General features: G+C 74.9%; 19 protein-coding genes and 1 riboswitch. Of the genes, 12 read left to right on the top strand and 7 right to left on the bottom strand.

The features are described 5' to 3' along the window. Positions 1 to 27 precede the first annotated feature (27 nt). Positions 28 to 1,401: a sensor histidine kinase gene (locus FE634_RS17270; RefSeq protein WP_138876591.1), complete on the top strand. Its 1,374-nt coding sequence runs from the start codon at positions 28 to 30 to the stop codon at positions 1,399 to 1,401. Continuing rightward, positions 1,398 to 2,093: a LuxR C-terminal-related transcriptional regulator gene (locus tag FE634_RS17265; protein ID WP_138876590.1), complete on the top strand. Its 696-nt coding sequence runs from the start codon at positions 1,398 to 1,400 to the stop codon at positions 2,091 to 2,093. The genes FE634_RS17270 and FE634_RS17265 overlap by 4 nt, the downstream gene beginning before the upstream one ends. A 29-nt stretch (positions 2,094 to 2,122) precedes the next feature. Here FE634_RS17265 and FE634_RS17260 read toward each other — a convergent pair whose 3' ends face one another. Then, positions 2,123 to 3,163, bottom strand: coding sequence for a Gfo/Idh/MocA family protein (locus FE634_RS17260; protein ID WP_138876589.1), 1,041 nt, complete (start codon positions 3,161 to 3,163; stop codon positions 2,123 to 2,125). 115 nt (positions 3,164 to 3,278) lie between these two features. Here FE634_RS17260 and FE634_RS17255 point away from each other — a divergent pair, with 115 nt between their 5' ends. From FE634_RS17255 to FE634_RS17235, 5 genes are all read left to right on the top strand, one after another. After that, positions 3,279 to 3,584 (top strand): DUF3263 domain-containing protein, encoded by a 306-nt coding sequence (locus FE634_RS17255; protein WP_137293628.1) that lies wholly within the window; start codon positions 3,279 to 3,281, stop codon positions 3,582 to 3,584. Between the two features lie 2 nt (positions 3,585 to 3,586). Next, positions 3,587 to 4,081, top strand: a complete 495-nt coding sequence (locus FE634_RS17250; protein ID WP_137293627.1) for a LytR C-terminal domain-containing protein — start codon at positions 3,587 to 3,589, stop codon at positions 4,079 to 4,081. A 60-nt stretch (positions 4,082 to 4,141) separates the two neighbouring features. Beyond that, positions 4,142 to 4,987, top strand: a complete 846-nt coding sequence (gene otsB / locus FE634_RS17245; protein ID WP_138876588.1) for a trehalose-phosphatase — start codon at positions 4,142 to 4,144, stop codon at positions 4,985 to 4,987. A 259-nt stretch (positions 4,988 to 5,246) separates the two neighbouring features. After that, a riboswitch (SAM riboswitch) is annotated at positions 5,247 to 5,390 on the top strand. Positions 5,391 to 5,401: 11 nt separating this feature from the next. Next, positions 5,402 to 6,694 carry a threonine synthase gene (gene thrC / locus FE634_RS17240; protein ID WP_148240813.1) on the top strand — a complete coding sequence of 431 codons (1,293 nt, stop codon included), beginning with the start codon at positions 5,402 to 5,404 and terminating at the stop codon, positions 6,692 to 6,694. 40 nt (positions 6,695 to 6,734) lie between these two features. Further along, positions 6,735 to 7,010 carry a MoaD/ThiS family protein gene (locus FE634_RS17235; RefSeq protein WP_148240812.1) on the top strand — a complete coding sequence of 92 codons (276 nt, stop codon included), beginning with the start codon at positions 6,735 to 6,737 and terminating at the stop codon, positions 7,008 to 7,010. 185 nt (positions 7,011 to 7,195) lie between these two features. On the opposite strand, the gene FE634_RS17230 is transcribed toward FE634_RS17235, so the two are convergent. From FE634_RS17230 to FE634_RS17210, 5 genes are read right to left on the bottom strand one after another with little or no spacing between them, the layout of a single operon-like run. Then, positions 7,196 to 7,804, bottom strand: coding sequence for a class F sortase (locus FE634_RS17230; RefSeq protein ID WP_262347464.1), 609 nt, complete (start codon positions 7,802 to 7,804; stop codon positions 7,196 to 7,198). Further along, positions 7,791 to 9,095, bottom strand: a complete 1,305-nt coding sequence (locus FE634_RS17225; RefSeq protein WP_148240811.1) for a hypothetical protein — start codon at positions 9,093 to 9,095, stop codon at positions 7,791 to 7,793. Before FE634_RS17225 ends, FE634_RS17230 begins: the two co-directional genes overlap by 14 nt. A gap of 29 nt (positions 9,096 to 9,124) precedes the next feature. Continuing rightward, positions 9,125 to 10,381: an RNA polymerase sigma factor gene (locus tag FE634_RS17220; protein ID WP_148240810.1), complete on the bottom strand. Its 1,257-nt coding sequence runs from the start codon at positions 10,379 to 10,381 to the stop codon at positions 9,125 to 9,127. Positions 10,382 to 10,406: 25 nt separating this feature from the next. Then, the gene (locus FE634_RS17215; RefSeq protein ID WP_138877212.1) at positions 10,407 to 10,772 is read right to left on the bottom strand and encodes a YciI family protein; all 366 of its coding nucleotides are present in this window, start codon (positions 10,770 to 10,772) and stop codon (positions 10,407 to 10,409) included. Then, the gene (locus FE634_RS17210; RefSeq protein ID WP_137293621.1) at positions 10,769 to 11,149 is read right to left on the bottom strand and encodes a YciI family protein; all 381 of its coding nucleotides are present in this window, start codon (positions 11,147 to 11,149) and stop codon (positions 10,769 to 10,771) included. The genes FE634_RS17215 and FE634_RS17210 overlap by 4 nt, the downstream gene beginning before the upstream one ends. A gap of 103 nt (positions 11,150 to 11,252) precedes the next feature. Here FE634_RS17210 and FE634_RS17205 point away from each other — a divergent pair, with 103 nt between their 5' ends. The 3 genes from FE634_RS17205 (at position 11,253) to groL (ending at position 14,832) form a co-directional block, all read left to right on the top strand. Beyond that, positions 11,253 to 12,074 carry an SGNH/GDSL hydrolase family protein gene (locus FE634_RS17205; RefSeq protein WP_138876586.1) on the top strand — a complete coding sequence of 274 codons (822 nt, stop codon included), beginning with the start codon at positions 11,253 to 11,255 and terminating at the stop codon, positions 12,072 to 12,074. Positions 12,075 to 12,120: 46 nt separating this feature from the next. Then, positions 12,121 to 12,963, top strand: a complete 843-nt coding sequence (locus tag FE634_RS17200; protein WP_148240809.1) for an ATP-grasp domain-containing protein — start codon at positions 12,121 to 12,123, stop codon at positions 12,961 to 12,963. 237 nt (positions 12,964 to 13,200) lie between these two features. Beyond that, positions 13,201 to 14,832 (top strand): chaperonin GroEL, encoded by a 1,632-nt coding sequence (gene groL / locus FE634_RS17195; protein WP_137293618.1) that lies wholly within the window; start codon positions 13,201 to 13,203, stop codon positions 14,830 to 14,832. A 434-nt stretch (positions 14,833 to 15,266) separates the two neighbouring features. On the opposite strand, the gene FE634_RS17190 is transcribed toward groL, so the two are convergent. Continuing rightward, entirely contained in the window at positions 15,267 to 17,117 is a 1,851-nt protein-coding gene (locus tag FE634_RS17190; protein WP_138876583.1) for a serine/threonine-protein kinase, read from the bottom strand. Between the two features lie 87 nt (positions 17,118 to 17,204). Between FE634_RS17190 and FE634_RS17185 the strand changes: the two genes are divergently transcribed. Both FE634_RS17185 and FE634_RS17180 read left to right on the top strand, forming a co-directional pair. Beyond that, positions 17,205 to 17,750: an RNA polymerase sigma factor gene (locus FE634_RS17185; protein ID WP_148240808.1), complete on the top strand. Its 546-nt coding sequence runs from the start codon at positions 17,205 to 17,207 to the stop codon at positions 17,748 to 17,750. Continuing rightward, entirely contained in the window at positions 17,747 to 18,454 is a 708-nt protein-coding gene (locus tag FE634_RS17180) for a hypothetical protein (RefSeq protein ID WP_148240807.1), read from the top strand. The genes FE634_RS17185 and FE634_RS17180 overlap by 4 nt, the downstream gene beginning before the upstream one ends.

Genomic DNA, 18,454 nt, shown 5'->3' with positions numbered 1-18,454 from the left:
GGCTCGTGACGGCACGAGCATGAGGACATGACCCCGACCGTGACCCAGCCCCCGACGCAGCCCCCGACCGATCCCGCGCCCGCGCCCGTGACGCCGGCGCGGTCCGTCGAGCCGCGGGCCGGGCGCCCGGTCGCCCCGGCGCGCCCCGGTGTCGTGCGCCGCCTGGTGCGCGACACCGCGTACCTGGCCTCGGGTCTGGTGCTCGGGGTGGTCGGTCTCTGCGTCAGCGTCGCCGGCCTGGCCGCCGGGCTCGGCCTGCTGGTCGTCTGGGTCGGGCTGGCCGTGCTCGTCGGCACCGTGCTGCTCTCGCGCGGCCTGGCCCACGTCCAGCGCAGCCAGCTGCGCACCCTCCAGGGACGCCCGGCGCCGCTGCCGACGTACCTGGTCGCGCCGGCCGGCTCGGGCCCCGTGCGCCGGCTGCTGACGCCGCTGCGCGACCCGCAGTCGTGGCTCGACGTGCTGTGGGGCCTGGTCGGCTTCGTCACCGGTCTGGCCGGCTCCTGCCTCGCGGCGGCCTGGTGGGCCGCGGTCGCGAACGGCCTGACGTACTGGTTCTGGCAGCAGTGGCTGCCGGAGGGCGACACGTCCGGGCTGGTGGAGCTGGTCGGGTGGGGCGAGGGCCGGCGCGACGAGAGCCTGCTCCAGCTCGGCGTCGGCCTGGTCGCCCTGGTCACGCTGCCGCTGGTGGTGCGGGCCTGCGCCGCGGTGCACGCCGGCGTCGCCGACACGCTCCTGTCCAGCCGGGCCCGGCTGCAGTCGGAGGTGCGCCAGGTCGCCGACAGCCGGACCTCGGCGCGCCTGGCCGAGGCCGACTCGCTGCGCCGGCTCGAGCGCGACATCCACGACGGCCCGCAGCAGCGCCTGGTGCGGCTGACGATGGACCTCGGCCGGGCCCGCCGGCAGCTCGCGCAGGACCCCGACCGGGCCGCCGCCATCCTCGACGAGGCGCTGCAGCAGGCTCGCGACACGGTGGGCGAGCTGCGCGCGCTGTCCCGGGGGATCGCGCCGCCGCTGCTCGTCGACCGGGGCCTGCGGGTCGCGCTGGAGGAGCAGCTCCAGCGCGCGACCGTCCCCGTCGCCTCCCACGTCGAGATCCCCGACCGGCTGCCGCCGCACGTGGAGACGACCGTCTACTTCGTCGTCGCCGAGGCGTTCACCAACATCGCCAAGCACAGCGGCGCGCAGCGGGCCGCGCTCGCCGTCACCCACGCCGGGGGCCGGGTCGCGGTCGTCGTCCAGGACGACGGCGCGGGCGGCGCCCACGTCGCGAAGGGCTCCGGCCTCGCGGGTCTGGCCCAGCGGCTGGCCGGTGTCGAGGGCACGCTGGACGTCGACTCGCCGCCCGGCGGCCCGACCGTGCTGCGGGCCACGCTCCCGGCCGGGGATGATGCTCGGCCATGACCTCCTCGACGCCGCGGTCCCCGTCGTCCCCGCACCGGCTCGGCATCGTGCTCGCCGACGACTCGGTGCTGCTGCGCGAGGGCCTGCAGCTGCTGCTCGCCGAGGCCGGCCACGAGGTGCTCGCGGCGGTCGGCGACGGCCCGGCGTTCGTCGCGGCGGCGCTGGAGCACCGCCCGGACCTCGCGCTCGTCGACGTCCGGATGCCGCCGTCGCACACCGACGAGGGCCTGCGGGCCGCCGTCGAGGTCCGCCGCGGCTGGCCGGCCGCGCGGATCATGGTGCTGTCGCAGTACGTGGAGGTGTCGTACGCCGACGACCTGCTCGCCTCCGGCCCGGCCGACCAGGGCGGCACCGGCTACCTGCTCAAGGACCGGGTCGGCGACGTCGAGGAGTTCCTCGCCGCGCTGGCCACGGTGTCGCGGGGCGGCACGGTGCTCGACCCGCTCGTGGTGCGCCAGCTGATGGGGCGCCGCCAGGACCCGCTCGGGGCGCTCACGCCGCGCGAGCGCGAGGTGCTGGCGCTGATGGCCGAGGGGCGCTCGAACGCCGCGGTCGCCGCAGCGCTCACCGTGACCCCGGGTGCGGTCGAGAAGCACACGCAGCGGATCTTCGCCAAGCTCGGGCTCACCCCCGACGACGACGCCGCGCACCGTCGGGTGCTGGCCGTGGTCCGGTTCCTGCGCGCGGGCTAGCGCCCCCGGGGCCCGGGGGCGGGTCGCGCTCAGGGGTAGGTGACGCCGACCTGGGCGAGCAGGTCTTCCATCTGCCGCATCAGCGTGAGCGTCTGCGCGTGCGGGACCAGCGGGCTCTCGCGCAGCCCCGCGCGCAGGCAGCGGCCGACCTCGGCCGCCTCGTTGCCGTACCCGACGCCGATCAGGGCCTCGGTGCCCTCGATCGGGACCGCCACGCCGAGCTCGGTCCCGTCGTCACCGCCCTCGGCGAGCGGCGTGAACGTGGCCCGCGTCGGGTGGTGGAAGTCGGCGAGGTCGATCCGGCCGCGGTCGGTGGCGATCGTGCCGGTGCGCGAGGACCACGAGGTCATCGACGCCGACATGGTCGCGACGACGCCGCCCGGGTAGCGGCCCGCGACCGCGATGTCGAGGTCGATGCCGCTCGCGGAGACGGCCGCGGCCGCGGTGAGGACCTCGGCCTCCCCGAAGAGCAGGTGCGCCGTCGTGAGCGGGTAGATGCCCATGTCGAGCATCGCGCCGGCGCCGAGGGCCGGGTCGAGGAGCCGGTCGTCGGGGGCCAGGGCGTCGGTGTCGACGACGAAGCCGAGCTCGGCGTGCCACTGCCGCGGGGTGCCGAAGCGCCGCTCGCGCAGCCCGGCGGCCACGGCCCGCACCACGGGGTGGCAGGCGGTCCACATGGCCTCCATGAGGAACCGGTCGTGCCGGCGGGCCAGCGCCACGATCGCCTCGGCGTCGGCCGCGGTGACCGCGAGCGGCTTCTCGCACAGCACGTGCTTGCCGGCCTCGAAGGCCAGCCGGGCGTGCTCGAGGTGCAGCGCGTGCGGGCTCGCGACGTAGACGACGTCGACGTCGGGGTCCGCGACCAGCGCCTCGTAGGACGCGTGCGCGCGACAGCCGGGGGCGCCGTGCTCCGCGGCGAACGACTCCGCGGAGCCGGCCGAGCGCGAGCCGACCGCCACCAGCTCGGCGTCCGGCACGAGGGCGAGGTCGGCGGCGAACTTGCGGGCGATCTTGCCGGTGGCCAGGATGCCCCAGCGCACGGGGCGGTCGGCGGTGCCGTCGTGGGTCATCGCCCCAGCCTAGGACGTTCGCGGGCGCCGGTTCGGCGGTGCGAATGACACGGGTGTGATTCGCCGTCTACAGTGGCGTCGACAGACATGCGACGACCTCGCGGGAGATGTAGCGATGGAAGCCCAGCGGCACGACGAGTCCGGCGACCCGAACGGCCAGGAGGCCGCCGGGACGCTGAGCGACCGCGACCGTGAGATCCTCGCGTTCGAGCGACAGTGGTGGAAGTTCGCGGGGGCCAAGGAGAGCGCGGTCCGGGAGAAGTTCGACATGAGCTCGACCCGCTACTACCAGGTCCTCAACGCCCTCATCGACCGTCCCGAGGCCATCGCCGCCGACCCGCTCCTGGTCCGCCGGCTGCGCCGGCTGCGCTCCGAGCGGCAGCGCCAGCGCTCCGCCCGCCGACTCGGGTTCGAGCTCTAGGCATGAGCGACCGCCCCACGCAGCGCGGCGTGGTCTTCCCCTCGCCGGTCGTCGTCCTGAGCATCGTCGCGGTCGCCATGGCCGCGATCGCCTTCTTCGTCACCCGCGGCGTCGAGCCCGACGAGCGCGACGTCGCGACCACGGTGCAGTCGACGCCGAGCGAGACCCCGAGCGCCGAGCCGTCCAGGAAGCCCGGCAGGGAGAAGCCGAAGCCGAAGCCGATCGAGCGCGACCGCGTCTTCGTCGAGGTCTACAACAACTCCGGCATCACCGGGCTGGCCGGCAGCGTCGGCACGCAGGCCACCGACGCGGGTTGGAAGGTCGTCGGCACCGACAACTGGTACGGCACCGTGTCCGGCAACACCGTGTTCTTCCCCGAGCGCCTCGAGCGCGCGGCCAAGCAGCTCGCCCTCGACCTCGGCATCCAGCGCACGGCACCGGCCGTGGGCCAGATGCGGCTCGACCGGCTCACGATCGTCCTCACCAGCCCGCTCTGAGGCGGGCGCCCGCCGCGGACCAGTCCCGCACCCGCGGACGCGATGTGGTGGGGTAGGGGCGTGGAGTTCACCTCGAGCCAGGGGGAGCAGCGGTACGCCGCCCTGGTGCGCGTCGCCGCGGAGACCGTCGTCGGGCTCGACTTCGACGGCGTCCTGGCGCCGATCGTCGACGACCCGTCCGCGGCCCACATCCACCCCGACGCCGGCGAGGTGCTGGTCGGCCTCGGCGCGCAGGTGCTCGCGGTCGCCGTCATCACCGGGCGCCCGGCGCGCCAGGCCCTCGACCTCGGCGGGCTCGAGGAGGTCGGCACCGCGATGGGCGACGCCGGCAAGGACCTCTACCTCTTCGGCCAGTACGGCAACGAGCGGTGGAGCTCGACGAACCGGCGGGTCATCGGCCCGCGACCGCCGCACGGCCTGGCCAGCTTCGAGGGCGAGCTGCCGCGCGTGCTGCGGCGGGTCGACGCCGGGGAGGCCTACGTGGAGGACAAGGGCCTGGCGGTCGCCGTCCACACCCGGCGGCTGCCCGACGCCGAGGCGGCCTTCGCCCGGCTGCTGCCCGAGCTCGAGGCGCTCGCGGCCCGCCACGACCTGGTCGTCGAGCCCGGCCGCAGCGTGATCGAGGTCCGCTCGCCGGGCTCGCACAAGGGCACCGCCGTCCGGACCATCGTCGAGGAGCTCGACGCCGGCGGCTTCCTCTTCGCCGGCGACGACCTCGGTGACCTCGAGGCCTTCGAGGCCGTGCGGCAGCTCGGCGACGACGGGATGCCGACCCTGCTGGTCGCCTCGTCCTCCGACGAGGAGAACGCCCTGGTCGGCCTCGCCGACGTCGTTGTCCCCGGCCCCGCCGGGGTGCTCACGCTGCTGCGCCAGCTCACCGAGGACGCCGCCTCCCTCCGCGCCTGACCCACCCACCGCCTCCGGAGGCTGGGCGAGCGAGCGCAGCCACCCGCCCCATCCGGAGGCTGGGCAAGCGAGCGCCGGTCCCCATCCGGAGGCTGAGCAAGCGAGCGCCAGCGAGCGCCGACGAAGCCACCCGCCCCATCCGGAGGCTGAGCAAGCGAGCGCCAGCGAGCGCCGACGAAGCCACCGGCCGTTCGCGCCAGATCCCACATGCCGGGACTCGGTGACGCATCGTGAGACGGGTGGTCGTAGAGTCGGAGACAGCTCATCACGAGGGACTGAGGGAACGGCCCAGCGAAGTCCCGGCAACCGCCACGAACCTCCGCCTCCGGACAGACCCGGAACGGATCGTGGAAACGGTGCCAATTCCGCCCGGACGCGAGATCCGCCCCGGGGAAGATGAGAAGGAGGACCTTCATGAGCGCTCCCACGATCGACCAGCCCACCACGACGGCCACGGGACCCGGCCCCGTCCGCGAGGGTGCCTTCGGCAACGCCCGCAGCCTGGTGTGCCGCGAGTGTCGTCACGAGGTCGACCTCGGCCCGCACTACGCGTGCCCCGAGTGCTTCGGTCCCCTCGAGATCGCCTACGACTTCCCCGTGGTGACCCGCGAGGAGATCGCGGCCGGCCCCCGCAACATCTGGCGCTACAAGGCGCTGCTGCCGGTGCCGACCGACATCGAGCAGAGCCCGAACACCGAGCCCGGCTTCACCCGGCTGCTCAAGGCCACCAACCTCGGCGCCGAGCTCGGCATCGACAACCTGTGGGTCAAGGACGACTCGACCAACCCCACCAACTCCTTCAAGGACCGGGTCGTGGCCTGCGCGCTGAGCGCGGCCCGCGAGCTGGGCGCGACGACGTTCGCCTGCCCCAGCACCGGCAACCTCGCGAACGCCGTCGCCGCGGCCGGCGCCCGGGCCGGCATCCGCACGGTGGTGTTCATCCCGAGCAACCTGGAGCAGCCCAAGCAGGTGAACTCGGCCATCTTCACCGACCAGCTCGTCGCGGTGAACGGCAACTACGACGACGTCAACAAGCTCGCCTCGGAGATCGCCGGCGAGGAGGAGGGCTGGGCGTTCGTCAACGTCAACGTGCGCCCCTTCTACGCCGAGGGCTCCAAGACCCTGGGCTACGAGATCGCCGAGCAGCTCGGCTGGCGGCTGCCCGACCAGATCGTCATCCCGGTCGCCTCCGGCTCGCAGCTGACCAAGGTGCACAAGGCCTTCCAGGAGCTGATCGCCCTCGGCCTCGTCGAGGACAAGCCGTACCGCGTCTTCGGCGCGCAGGCCACCGGCTGCTCGCCGGTCTCGATCGCCTACAAGGCCGAGACCGACGCCATCCGCCCGGTCAAGCCCGACACCATCGCCAAGAGCCTGGCGATCGGCAACCCGGCCGACGGCATCTACGTGCTCGACATCTGCCGGGAGTCCGGCGGGGCGGTCGAGGACGTCTCCGACGACGAGGTCCGCGCCGGCATCGTGCTGCTCGCGCGCACCGAGGGCATCTTCACCGAGACCGCCGGCGGCACCACCGTCGCGGTGACCCGCAAGCTCGTGGAGACCGGCCAGCTCGACCCGGCGCTCGAGACCGTCGTCATCAACACCGGCCACGGGCTGAAGACCCTCGACGCTGTCTCCGGGATCGTCTCCGCGGCCGCCACCATCGAGCCGTCGTACGACGCCTTCCGGGCCACCGGCCTCGGCGCCTGAGCCCGACCCCAGCCCCGAGAACCGAGAGGGAAGAACCAGCGTGAGCGTCTCCGTCCGCGTCCCGACCATCCTGCGCACCTACACCGGCGGCGAGTCCGAGGTGAGCGCCACCGGGTCCACCCTGGCCGAGGTGCTCGGCGACCTCGACGCCTCCTACCCCGGCATCCGGGCTCGGATCCTCGACGAGGACGGCCGGCTGCGCCGCTTCGTCAACGTCTACGTCGGCAACGACGACGTCCGGTTCCTCGAGAACCTCGACACCGCCACCCCCGACGGCGTCCAGGTCTCGGTCATCCCAGCCGTCGCCGGCGGCTGACGCCCCCTTACCCACGCGGGCCGGTCCGGTCCGCCTGCCAGATCCGCGCAATTGCCGCGATCGGCTCGGTTCCCGGCCCGGGAGCTGGCCAATTCGGGGCAATTGCCGCGATCGGCTCGGTTCCCGGTCCGGGAGCTGGCCAATTCGCGGCAACTGCGCGGGACGGGCAGGCCTGAGCGACGGGCTCAGACCGGCTCGGCGACGACCACGACGTTGCTGTCGTAGGAGCTGCCGTTCCAGTCGGTGCAGGTGACCAGCACCAACCGGGCACCGCCGTCGTCGCGACGGTCCTGACCGAAGAGGCCCTGGGCGCCCGCGGCGAGCTCGTCGCGGCTGAGCACCTCGCGCCGCACGACCCGGTAGTGCTGGACGCCGGCGCGGGTCCGCACGTCGATGCGCCGGCCGCGCAGGCCCGGGGTGGTGCTCACCGCGTCGAGGGCACCGCCGCCGGTGTGGACGGTGTGGCCGGTGATGACGACCTGGCCGCGGGCGGCGCCCGGGCGGGCGCTGTCGTCCCACCACCCGACGGTGGTGGCGTCCGCGGGCGGGTCGAGGACGGCGTCCGCGCTCAGCCCGACCGGGACCACGGAGGCCTCGATGCCGAGTGAGGGCACCACCAGGCGCACCGGTGCGGCGGCGGGGACGACGGGTCGGTCCGCCGACGCCGCGCCGGGGCCCGGGCCGACCGCGCCCCACGCCACGAGGCCGACGCAGAGCACGAGCAGGGTGGTGGTCGCCGCCGCGAGCATCCCGTCCAGCCGCGGCCCCGGGCCGCTGCTGCTAGCGGAGGACACGGCGGTAGGACGCCAGGCCGGCGGCGAGCGCGAGCACCCCGAGCGCCAGGAGGGCGGGCCCGGTGCCGCGACCACCGGCGGCGCCGTCGGCCGGCGCGGCGGCCGGGACGCCGTCCAGCCCCGCCGGGACCGACGTCGGGACGGTCGGCTCGGGCCTCGGCTCCGCGGACGGCGTCTGCTCGACCGGCGGGGCGACGACGCGTCCGCCCGGACCGCACGTGGAGCGACCGACCTCGAGGGCGAGGGGCTCGAAGCCGAACTGGCGGGCGGCCGGCAGCACCTCGACGTCGAGGGCGGTCACCTCGATGCTGTCCCTGCCGGCCCGGACCTGCTTGTTCAGGACGGCGTCCAGCAGGTTCTCCTCGAGCGGGGCGAGCTGCTCGGCGACGACGGAGAGCACGTTCTCCTGCAACGCGGACTCGAGCTCGTCGAGCAGGACGCCGGCCGGCGCGAGGACGCCGTCGAAGCCGGTCTCCAGCTGGGTGGTGAGCGCGGCGGTCAGGGTGGCCACGACCTCGTCGAGCCCGGTCGCGAGCCGGGTGTTCGGGGCCGGGTCGGCGGGCAGCGCCAGCACCTCGACGCGCTCGCCGGCGACCTCGACCGCGAGTGCGGCGCCGGCCAGGCGGGAGTCGCCCTCGGCCGAGGTGGTCGTCGCGCTGCACCAGCTCTGCACGGCGTCCAGGTCGAGGGTGAGGCCGAGGTCGCCGAGCGAGGTCAGCGCCGTGGCGAGTCCGTCCTGGGCGGCCGGCAGGGCGGCGTCCAGGAGCGGGGCCAGGGCGTCCTGCAGCTCGGCGTCGAGCCCCTGGAGCAGGTCGGAGCGCACGAGGGTGACGCCGCTGAGGTCGAGGGTGCCGGCGTCGATCCTCAGCGCGTCGCCGGGGGTCAGGCAGCTGCCGTCACCGACCGAGCCCACGCCGGCGCCCCGGCCGGCGAGTCCGGCGCACGCGGCGGACCGGCCGGCGCCGTCGACGACGCCGGCGGTCGCGTCCTGGGTCAGCACGCTCCCGGACGCCGACGACTGGCCGCCCAGCAGGGAGACCACCGGGGTCCGGGTGCCGGTCGCGGACTCGCGGGTGCCGTCGTGGGTGACCGCGTAGGTCTCCGACCCCGCCGGGGTGCCGGCCAGGCTCACGGTCAGGGCCGTCGCGGTCGCCTGGGCGACCGGGCCGGCGGCGGTACCGGGGGCCGCGGTGAGCAGGACCAGCCCGCCGGCGACGCCGAGGATGCCGAGACGGGCGAGGACGCCGTGAGGGGCGAGCGGGCGGCGGGTCGCGCGGTCTCCGGGGTGCACGACGTCACAACGACGGCCGCGACCGCGCGTTACGCGCCGGCGGCCCCGGGGGGCCGGGCGTCGTGGTCGAGGCGGTCGCGACGGCCCAGGAGGTGCTCGCGCTCGGCGGCGTTCTCGCACGCCCCGATGGCGGCGTCGTAGGCCGTGCGCGCCTCGGCGCGCCGTCCGGCCCGAGCCAGCAGCTCGGCCCGGACCGCGGGCAGCCGGTGGCCCGGGAGGTCGAGCCCGGCGAGGAGGGCCAGCGCGGCCTCCGGCCCGTCGGCCTCGGCGACGGCGACCGCCCGGTTGAGTCGCACGACCGGCGAGCCGGTGAGGTCCTCGAGCTCGGCGTACCACCCGGTGATGCGCGCCCAGTCGGTGGCGGCGGCGGTGGGCGCGATCGCGTGCTCGGCGGCGATCAGCGCCTGGAGCAGGTACGGCGTCGACGTCGTCCCCGCGGCCAGCGGGGTCAGCAGGTCGAGCGCCTCGGCGATCTCCGCCCCCTTCCACCGGCTGCGGTCCTGGTCGGGCAGCAGCACCAGCGCGCCGCCGGCCACCCGCGCGTCGCGCCGCGAGTGCTGCAGCAGCATGAGCGCGAGGAGGGCGTCGAGGTCGGGCCGGGCCGCGTCGGGGGCCACCTCGCGCAGCACGCGGACCAGCCGGAGCGCCTCGCCGGCCTCCTCGGACCGCACGACGTCGGCGCCCGACCCGGGCGCGTACCCGGCGGTGAAGGCGAGGTAGGCGATGTCGGCGACGTCCGCGACCCGGTGCAGCAGCGCCGCGCCGGTCGGCACGGCGAACGACGCGCCCGCCAGCCGCTTGCGGGCCCGGGTGAGCCGGGCGGCCATCGTGGCGGTCGGCACGAGGAACAGCCGGGCGACGTCGGCGGTCGGGACGCCGAGCACCAGCCGCAGGGTGAGCGCGGCGGCGTGCTCGGCCGGGAGGGTCGGGTGGGCGCAGAGCAGCACGAGGCGGAGCCGCTCGTCGACCGCCCCGGCCTCGCCGGGGGCCGACCCGTCGGCGAGCACGCGCCCGGCCTCCTCGACCAGGTCGGTCTCGACGGCCAGCAGCGGCAGGGACCGGTGGGCGACGGCCTCGGCCCGCAGCCGGTCGAGGACCCGCCGTCGGGCGGTGACGAGCAGCCACGCCGGGGGGTTGGCCGGCTCGCCGTCGTCGGGCCAGCGCCGGGCCGCGGCCTCGAAGGCGTCGCCGAGGGCGTCCTCGGCCAGGTCGAGGCGGCGGAACTGCGCGACGAGCAGGGCGAGGAGACGGCCCCACTCCTCGCGCAACAGCCGCTCGAGGGTCACGTCGGGTCGCGGGGCGGGCGCCCGGTCAGAAGTCCGGGACGTCGACGCACTCGCGCACCTCGACGGCGTACTCGCGCGGCAGCAGCGTCGCGAGCTCGACCGCGGCGGCGAGGTCGGGGACGTCGACCAGGTAGAAGCCGCCGAGCTGCTCGACGGTCTCGGCGAACGGGCCGGCCGTCACCGGGCGGACGTCGTCCGCCCCGGCCGGCCGGACGGTGCGAGCGGTCTCCGGCCGGCTCAACGCCTCGCCGCCGACCACCGCGCCCCGCTCGCGGACGGCCCGGTCGAAGGCCTGGAAGTCGGCCACGACCCGGTCGCGCAGCGCGTCGTCGGCGGCGTCCCACGCGTCGAAGTGCCCGGCCTCGGCCATCAGCAGCAGGAAGCGGCTCATGCGTCCGCCGCGCCCGCGTCGGGCCCGGGCTGGCAGGCGCGGACCTCGACGGCACCGTCGCCGTCGTCGGCCAGCATCGCGGCCACCTCGACCAGGTCGTCGACGTCGTCGGACTCGACGAGGTAGAAGCCCGAGAGCTGCTCGACGGTCTCGGCGTAGGGCCCGTCGGTGACGACGACCTCACCGCCGACGCGACGCACCTGCCGGGTCTCGCGGGAGTGGGTGAGCTCGGCGCCTCCGGTGATCCGGTGGCCGCGGGCCTCGAGGGCGGTCGAGAAGGCGTCGTGCCGGGCGAACACGGCGGCCTGCTCGTCGGGGGAGAGGGCCTCCCAGGCGTTCTCGTCGCCGGGCAGCAGGATGGCGTAGGTCGTCGTCATGGCGTCCTCTTTCTGGGTCGTGGGAAGTCTGTCACCGAGATGACGCGCGGGCACCCCCGAGATCGACACCGTCCGTTCAACGACCCGTGCGTGAGATGGGGCCATGCCGTCCCGACCACTGACCCTCCTCGCCGCCACGGGCGCCGCCGGTGTCCTCGGCGGTGCGTACGGCGCCCGCGGGCTGCTCGCCCGGCAGGCCGCGACCGCGCGCCGGCTGATCGGCAAGCCGCTGGGGGAGAGCCCGCCCGACGCCGACCGGATCTGGCGCTCGTCGTACGGGGACCCGCTCGACCTGCTCCTCGTCGGCGACTCCATCGCGGCCGGGCTCGGGGCCGAGCGCCGCAAGGACACCCTGGGCGGCCGGCTCGCGAAGGGACTGGCCAAGCGGACCCACCGTGCGGTGCGGCTGCGCACGGTGGCCGTGGTCGGCTCGGAGAGCTCGATGCTCGCCGCGCAGCTCGCCACGCTCCCGGACGGCTACCGCCCCGACGTCGCCGTCGTCGTGGTCGGCGGCAACGACGTCACCCACCGGGTGCCGGTCGCGGTGTCGGTGCGTCACCTGGAGGACGCCGTCCGCCGGCTGCGCGAGCGCGGCGCCGAGGTGGTCGTCGGCACCTGCCCAGACCTCGGCGCGCTGCGGCCGGTGCCGCAGCCGCTGCGCGCGCTCGGCTCGCGCGCGTCACGCCAGCTCGCGACGGCGCAGGCCGCCGCCGCCGTCCGCACGGGGGCGCACGCGGTGTCGCTCGCGCGGGTGGTGGGGCCGTTCTTCATCACCAACCCCGACGAGATGTTCAGCCTCGACCGGTTCCACCCCAGCGCGCTCGGCTACCGGCGCACGGCGGCCGCGCTGCTGCCCTCGGTGCTCACCGCGCTCGGCCTGCACGACCGGGTGCCGTTCGGCCACCACGCGCCGACGCCGCCCTGACCCGGAGCGCCGGCCGGTCGCCGGACCGGCTGCCTAGGCTGGGCGGGTGCTCGACGTCCTGCTGGTGACCTCGGCCGGCCGCCCGTTCGGCGAGCCCGGTCACGAGCTCCTCGACGCCGCCCTGGCCGGGCTCGGCCTGAGCAGCCGCTGGGCCGTGTGGGACGACCCGTCCGTCGACTGGGCCGGCGCCCGCCTCGTCGCGGTGCGCTCCACCTGGGACTACCAGGACCGACGCCGGGAGTTCCTCGACTGGGCCGAACGGATCGGGCCGGCCCTCATCAACGGGGCGGCGGCGTTCCGGTGGAACACCGACAAGAGCTACCTGCTCGACCTCGCGGGGCACACCGACCTGCCCGTCGTGCCGAGCGTGCTCGCCGGCGACGCGGACGCCGTCCGGACCGCGGTCGCGCGGTTCGGCACCGCCGTGGTCAAGCCCCGGGTCGGGGCGTCCGGGGTCGGTGTCGAGGTCGTCGCGGACGCCGCCGCCTGGCGTCCCGGCGGGTCCGGCAGCGCCGGCCCGTGGCTGGTCCAGCCGCTCGTCGACTCGGTGCACACCGAGGGCGAGCAGTCGGTCTTCGTCCTCGGCGGCCGGCCGGTGTCGCAGGCCGTGAAGCGCACCGGTGGTCACGACGTCCGGGTGCACGAGCGGCACGGAGGCACCACCACCGCCGTGCCGCTCGACGACGCTGCCGCCCGGCTCGCCGTCGACGCCGTCGCGGCGGCGTCCACGCGCACCGGCGCCGACCTGGTCTACGCCCGGGTCGACCTGCTCCACCTCGACGGCCGCCTCGTCGTCAGCGAGGTCGAGGTCACCGAGCCGGGCCTGTACCTCCCGATCCTCCCGGTCAACGCGACCGCGCTCGCCGCGGCGCTCGCCACGCGCCTCTGACCCACGCCCTCGACCCGCGCCCCGGGCCTCCTCCGGCGACGACCGGGTTGTCACTCTCGGGGGGCGAGTGCTAAACATGAGGCTGGCACTCTTACCATGAGAGTGACAACCGGAGCGGTGTCAGCTGAGGTCTTCAGCGCCGGCGAGCAGGGTTCGCCGGGTCGTGCGGAGATCGTCCGTCGCGGGCAGCCCACCACTCCGTACCCCCAACTCCACAGGCAAGGAACTCCAGGAGTTATGCCCAAGCTGATTGCTTTCAACGAGGAGGCCCGGCGCGGCCTCGAGCGTGGCATGAACACGCTCGCCGACGCCGTCAAGGTCACTCTCGGTCCCAAGGGCCGCAACGTCGTGCTCGAGAAGAAGTGGGGTGCCCCCACGATCACCAACGACGGTGTGAGCATCGCCAAGGAGATCGAGCTCGAGGACCCCTACGAGAAGATCGGCGCCGAGCTGGTCAAGGAGGTCGCGAAGAAGACCGACGACGTCGCCGGCGACGGCACGACGACGGCCACCGTGCTGGCCCAGGCGATGGTCCGCGAGGGCCTGCGCAACGTGGCCGCCGGCGCGAACCCGATGGGTCTCAAGCGTGGCATCGAGGCCGCCGTCGTGGCGGTCGCCGAGCAGCTGCAGGCCATGGCCAAGGAGGTCGAGACCCGCGAGCAGATCGCGGCCACGGCCACCATCTCCGCCGGTGGCGACACCACCGTCGGTGACGCCATCGCCGAGGCGATGGACAAGGTCGGCAAGGAGGGCGTGATCACGGTCGAGGAGTCGAACACCTTCGGGATCGACCTCGAGCTCACCGAGGGCATGCGCTTCGACAAGGGCTACATCTCGGCCTACTTCGTCACCGACCCCGAGCGCATGGAGACCGTGCTGGAGGACCCCTACGTCCTCATCGCCAACTCCAAGGTCAGCAACGTCAAGGACCTGCTGCCGCTGCTCGAGAAGGTCATGCAGTCCGGCAAGCCGCTGCTGATCATCGCCGAGGACGTCGACGGCGAGGCGCTGTCCACGCTGGTCGTGAACAAGATCCGTGGCACCTTCAAGTCGGTCGCCGTCAAGGCCCCCGGCTTCGGTGACCGCCGCAAGGCCATGCTGCAGGACATCGCCATCCTCACCGGTGGCCAGGTCATCTCCGAGGAGGTCGGCCTCAAGCTCGAGACCGCCGGCGTCGAGCTGCTCGGCCAGGCCCGCAAGGTCGTCATCACCAAGGACGAGACCACCATCGTCGAGGGTGCCGGCGACCAGGGCCAGATCGAGGGCCGGGTCAACCAGATCCGCGCCGAGATCGAGAAGTCCGACTCCGACTACGACCGCGAGAAGCTGCAGGAGCGCCTGGCCAAGCTGGCCGGCGGCGTTGCGGTCATCAAGGTCGGCGCGGCCACCGAGGTCGAGCTCAAGGAGCGCAAGCACCGCATCGAGGACGCCGTTCGCAACGCGAAGGCGGCCGTCGAGGAGGGCATCGTCGCCGGCGGTGGCGTGGCGCTCGTCCAGGCCGCGGCCACTGCGTTCGACAAGCTCGACCTGGTCGGCGACGAGGCCACCGGCGCGAACATCGTCCGCGTCGCGACCTCGGCCCCGCTCAAGCAGATCGCCATCAACGCCGGCCTCGAGGGCGGCGTCGTGGCGGAGAAGGTCGCCAACCTCACCGCGGGTCACGGCCTCAACGCCGCGACCGGTGACTACGTCGACATGATCGCCGAGGGCATCATCGACCCCGCCAAGGTGACGCGCTCCGCGCTGCAGAACGCCGCCTCCATCGCGGCGCTGTTCCTCACCACCGAGGCCGTCGTGGCCGACAAGCCGGAGAAGGCGGCGCCCATGGGCGGCGACCCGTCCGGCGGCATGGGCGGCATGGACTTCTGAGTCCCGCCGCTGCCTGACCCGCACCACCACCGGCCCGTCCCCTCCTGGGGGCGGGCCGGTGTCGTTCGTCCGGTTCCTGCGCGCGTCCGCCGCGGGACCTGGCGGGAGTTTCACCGCTGAAGCGGTGAATCTCCCGCTCCTTGCATGAAGTTTCGGCCCAGGAGCGGGAGTTCCGTCCGCCGGTGTGCCCCGTGGGGCTGAGGGGGTTGGTGACGTCGTGCAGAGCGATGACGGATGTCGAGCTCCGGCGCGCTTGCGCCCTCATCGACGCGCGGCCCGCACCTGCCGGGAGTTTCACCGCTGAGGCGGTGAAACTCCCTTTCCTGGCACGAAGTTTCGGCCAAGGAGCGTGAGTTTCGTGCGACGGAGTGACGGGTGGGGCGATAGACGTCGAGGACGACGCCGCCCGGACGCCGCCCCGTCGGCTGGGGGCGTCAGCGCCAGCGGAAGGAGACGACCATCGGGTCGATCTGGCCGCGGCGGGCGGCCTGCGAGTCCGACCGGCTGTGCTGGAAGGTCACGCGGTAGAGGTACGTGCCGCGCTGGGCGAACCACGTCTCCTCGGTGAACGACAGGTTGTCCTTGGTCGAGAAGTACGACGCGCGGATGCGCACCGCGCGCTCGCCGTCGAGCCAGGCCCGCGGCATGAGACCGCTGAACTTGAGCTCGATGGTGTCGTCGGCCTCGTCGAGGTTCTCGACGGCTGCCTCGGCCGCGATCTCGAGCAGCTCGGGCGAGGTGATGGGGATGACGGGCTCGCTGCGCCGGATGAAGACCGAGGAGTAGTAGCCCTCGGTGTCGCCGTAGTCGCGCGCGCCGACGCCGTCCTGCACGATGCCCCGGTCGATGGTGCCCCACCCCGAGGGCGCCCGCAGCGACGCCGCCCCGAGCTCGATCTGCACGCCGGAGGCGGCGGGCACGTCGGGGTAGGTCGGGGTCGGGGTCTTCCTCGGCTCCGGCGGCGGCTCCGGCGGGTCGACCGTCTCCGTCGTGGTCGGGGCGACCGGCGTGGTGGGGGCGGTGGTCGTGGGCGACGTCGGGGCGGTCGAGCTGGTCGTGCTGGTCGAGGTCGACCCGGTCGGGTCCGCCACCGGGTCGCCGCCACCGCCGTTGGCCACCACGGCCACGGCGACGCCGCCGACCACCGTGACGACGGCGGCCACCACGCCGGCCACGATGAGGCCGGTGCGGCGCTTGCGGGGCGGCGGCGGGCCGGCGAAGGACGGGGGCGGCGGCAGCCACGGCGCACCCGGCGCCGACGACTGGCTGGCCAGGCTCGGCTGGCTCGGCCGGCTGGGGTGGCTCGGCGGACCGGGGTGGCTCGGCCTCGCCGCCGCCGCGGCCGCCGCCGCGGCCGCCGCCGCGGCCGGAGCCGAGGACGGAGCCGAGGGTGGCGCCGGCGGCCAGGACGGGGCGGCGGTCGGGAACGGACGCAGCGGCGGGTGCGGCGCCCCGGCGACCCGCGCGAGCTCGCGCAGGTCGGCGCGCATCGCGCCGGCGTCGGGGTAGCGGCGGCCCGGCTCCTTGGCGAGCGCGCGCTGCAGGACGTCGTTGACGGCGCGGGCCACGGGGGAGTCGTCGACCAGCCGCGGGACCGGTGCGTTGAGGTGGCTCATGCCGATCTGGACGTCGCTGCCGGCGTACGGCGCGGACCCGACCACCATCGTCCAGAGCACGCAGCCGAGGGCGTAGATGTCGGCGGCGGCGGTGGCGGGCTCGCCGCGCAGCCGCTCCGGGGCCAGGTAGGCGAAGGTGCCGGCGACCGCGCCGGTGACCGTGTTGCCGGGGGTGCGGTCCTGGGCGATGCCGAAGTCGCACAGGTAGGCGTAGGTCTCCGAGCCGACGCCGCGCAGCAGCACGTTGCTGGGCTTGAGGTCGCGGTGGACGACGCCGGCCGCGTGCGAGTCGCGCAGCGCCCAGGCCATCTGCTCGGCGATCGTCGCGGCCTCGACCGCGGGCACCGGTCCGTGGCGGCGGATCGCGTCGCTCAGGTCGCCGCCGCCGACGTACTGGGTGGCGATGTAGAGGCAGCCGTCCTGCTCGCCGTGGTCGAAGATCGCGATGACGTGCGGGGAGTCCAGGCGGGCCAGCACGGTGGCCTCGCGGGCGAACCGGGCCCGGTAGTCGGGCTGCTCGGCGAACTCGGGGGAGAGCACCTTGAGGGCGACCGTGCGGCCCAGGCCGCGCTGCTCGGCGGCGAACACGACGCCCATGCCACCCCGGCCGAGCTGGCGGGTGATCCGGTACCCGCCGAACTCCTCGCCCACCGAGGGGAAGTGCGCCACGATGACTCCTACTGAAGGCCTGAGGGACGTGCGGAACCTATCCCGTGGCGGGCGGGCCGAAACCCGGGCGTGTGACACGGTGGTGGGGTGACTTCGGAGGGACGCCGCGACCGGCTCGAGGACGTCGCGGCCGAGATCGTCGAGCCGCTGCGACGCTACCTCGCGCGCCGGACCGACGCCGCGACCGCCGACGACGTCCTCGCCGACACGCTGCTGGTGTGCTGGCGGCGGATCGACGAGGTGCCCGACGACGCCCTGCCCTGGGCCTACGGCGTCGCCCGCCACTGCCTGGCCAACGCCGAGCGGGGCGACCGCCGCCAGCGCCGGGTCGCCAGCCGGATCGCCGTCGTCGACCCGCCGGCCGCCGCCACCACGCCGCCCGGCGCGGCCGGCGACGCGGCCGACGACGCGGTCGGCGAGGCCCTGGCCGCGCTCCCGGCGTCCGACGCCGAGCTGCTGCGGCTGTGGGCGTGGGAGCAGCTCACGCCCTCGGAGATCGCGGTGGTCCTCGACGTGACGCCGAACGCCGTGAGCATCCGGCTGCACCGCGCCCGCGGCCGGCTGCGCGAGGAGCTGCGAAAGATCGGCGTCGGTGCCGGACATGAGGGGTCGACGGAAGGGAGGAAGCCGTGAACGAGCACCACCAGCAGGACGACCAGCACGACCAGCAGGACGACCAGCACGACCAGCACGACGACGACCTGCGCGCCCTGCTCGCCGCGCACGACCCGGCCGCCTCCCTGCCACCGGCCGACCCGTCCCGGGTGGCCCGACTCCTGGAGGACACCATGACCGACGTGCACACCGACGAGTCGCGCACCGACGGCACCCGCCACCGCAGCCGCCTGACCTGGCTGGTCGCCGCCGCGGCCCTCGTGCTCATCGGCGGCGGGATCCTCTGGGCGACGGTGGGCAACGACGAGGAGACGCCCCCGGTCGCCGGTGAGCCCGCGGCGAGCCCGCCGACGTCGGAGGCCGCCCAGAGCGTCACCCGGCTCGGCGTCGACACCGCCGGCGCGAGCGGGCGCTGCCTGCCGCCCGCGGAGTCGCCGCAGGTCGTGGCCGCCCAGTCGCTGGCCTTCGAGGGCACCGTCACCGCGATCAGCGGCGACAAGGTGACCCTCGAGCCGACGCGGTACTACACCGGCGAGGAGACCGACCTGGTTACCGTCACCGCGCCCAGCGACGACATGGCGGCCCTGCTGGCCGGCGTGACGTTCGAGGAGGGTGGGCGCTACCTGGTCTCGGCGACCGACGACCGGGTCACCCTGTGCGGCTTCACCGCGCCCTACAGCGAGGGCCTGGCCGCGGTGTACGCCGAGGCCTTCCCGGGCTGA

This window comes from Nocardioides sp. S-1144, from assembly GCF_005954645.2.
Classification (GTDB): domain Bacteria; phylum Actinomycetota; class Actinomycetes; order Propionibacteriales; family Nocardioidaceae; genus Nocardioides; species Nocardioides dongxiaopingii.
This window is presented reverse-complemented; position numbering and strand designations above follow the sequence as displayed.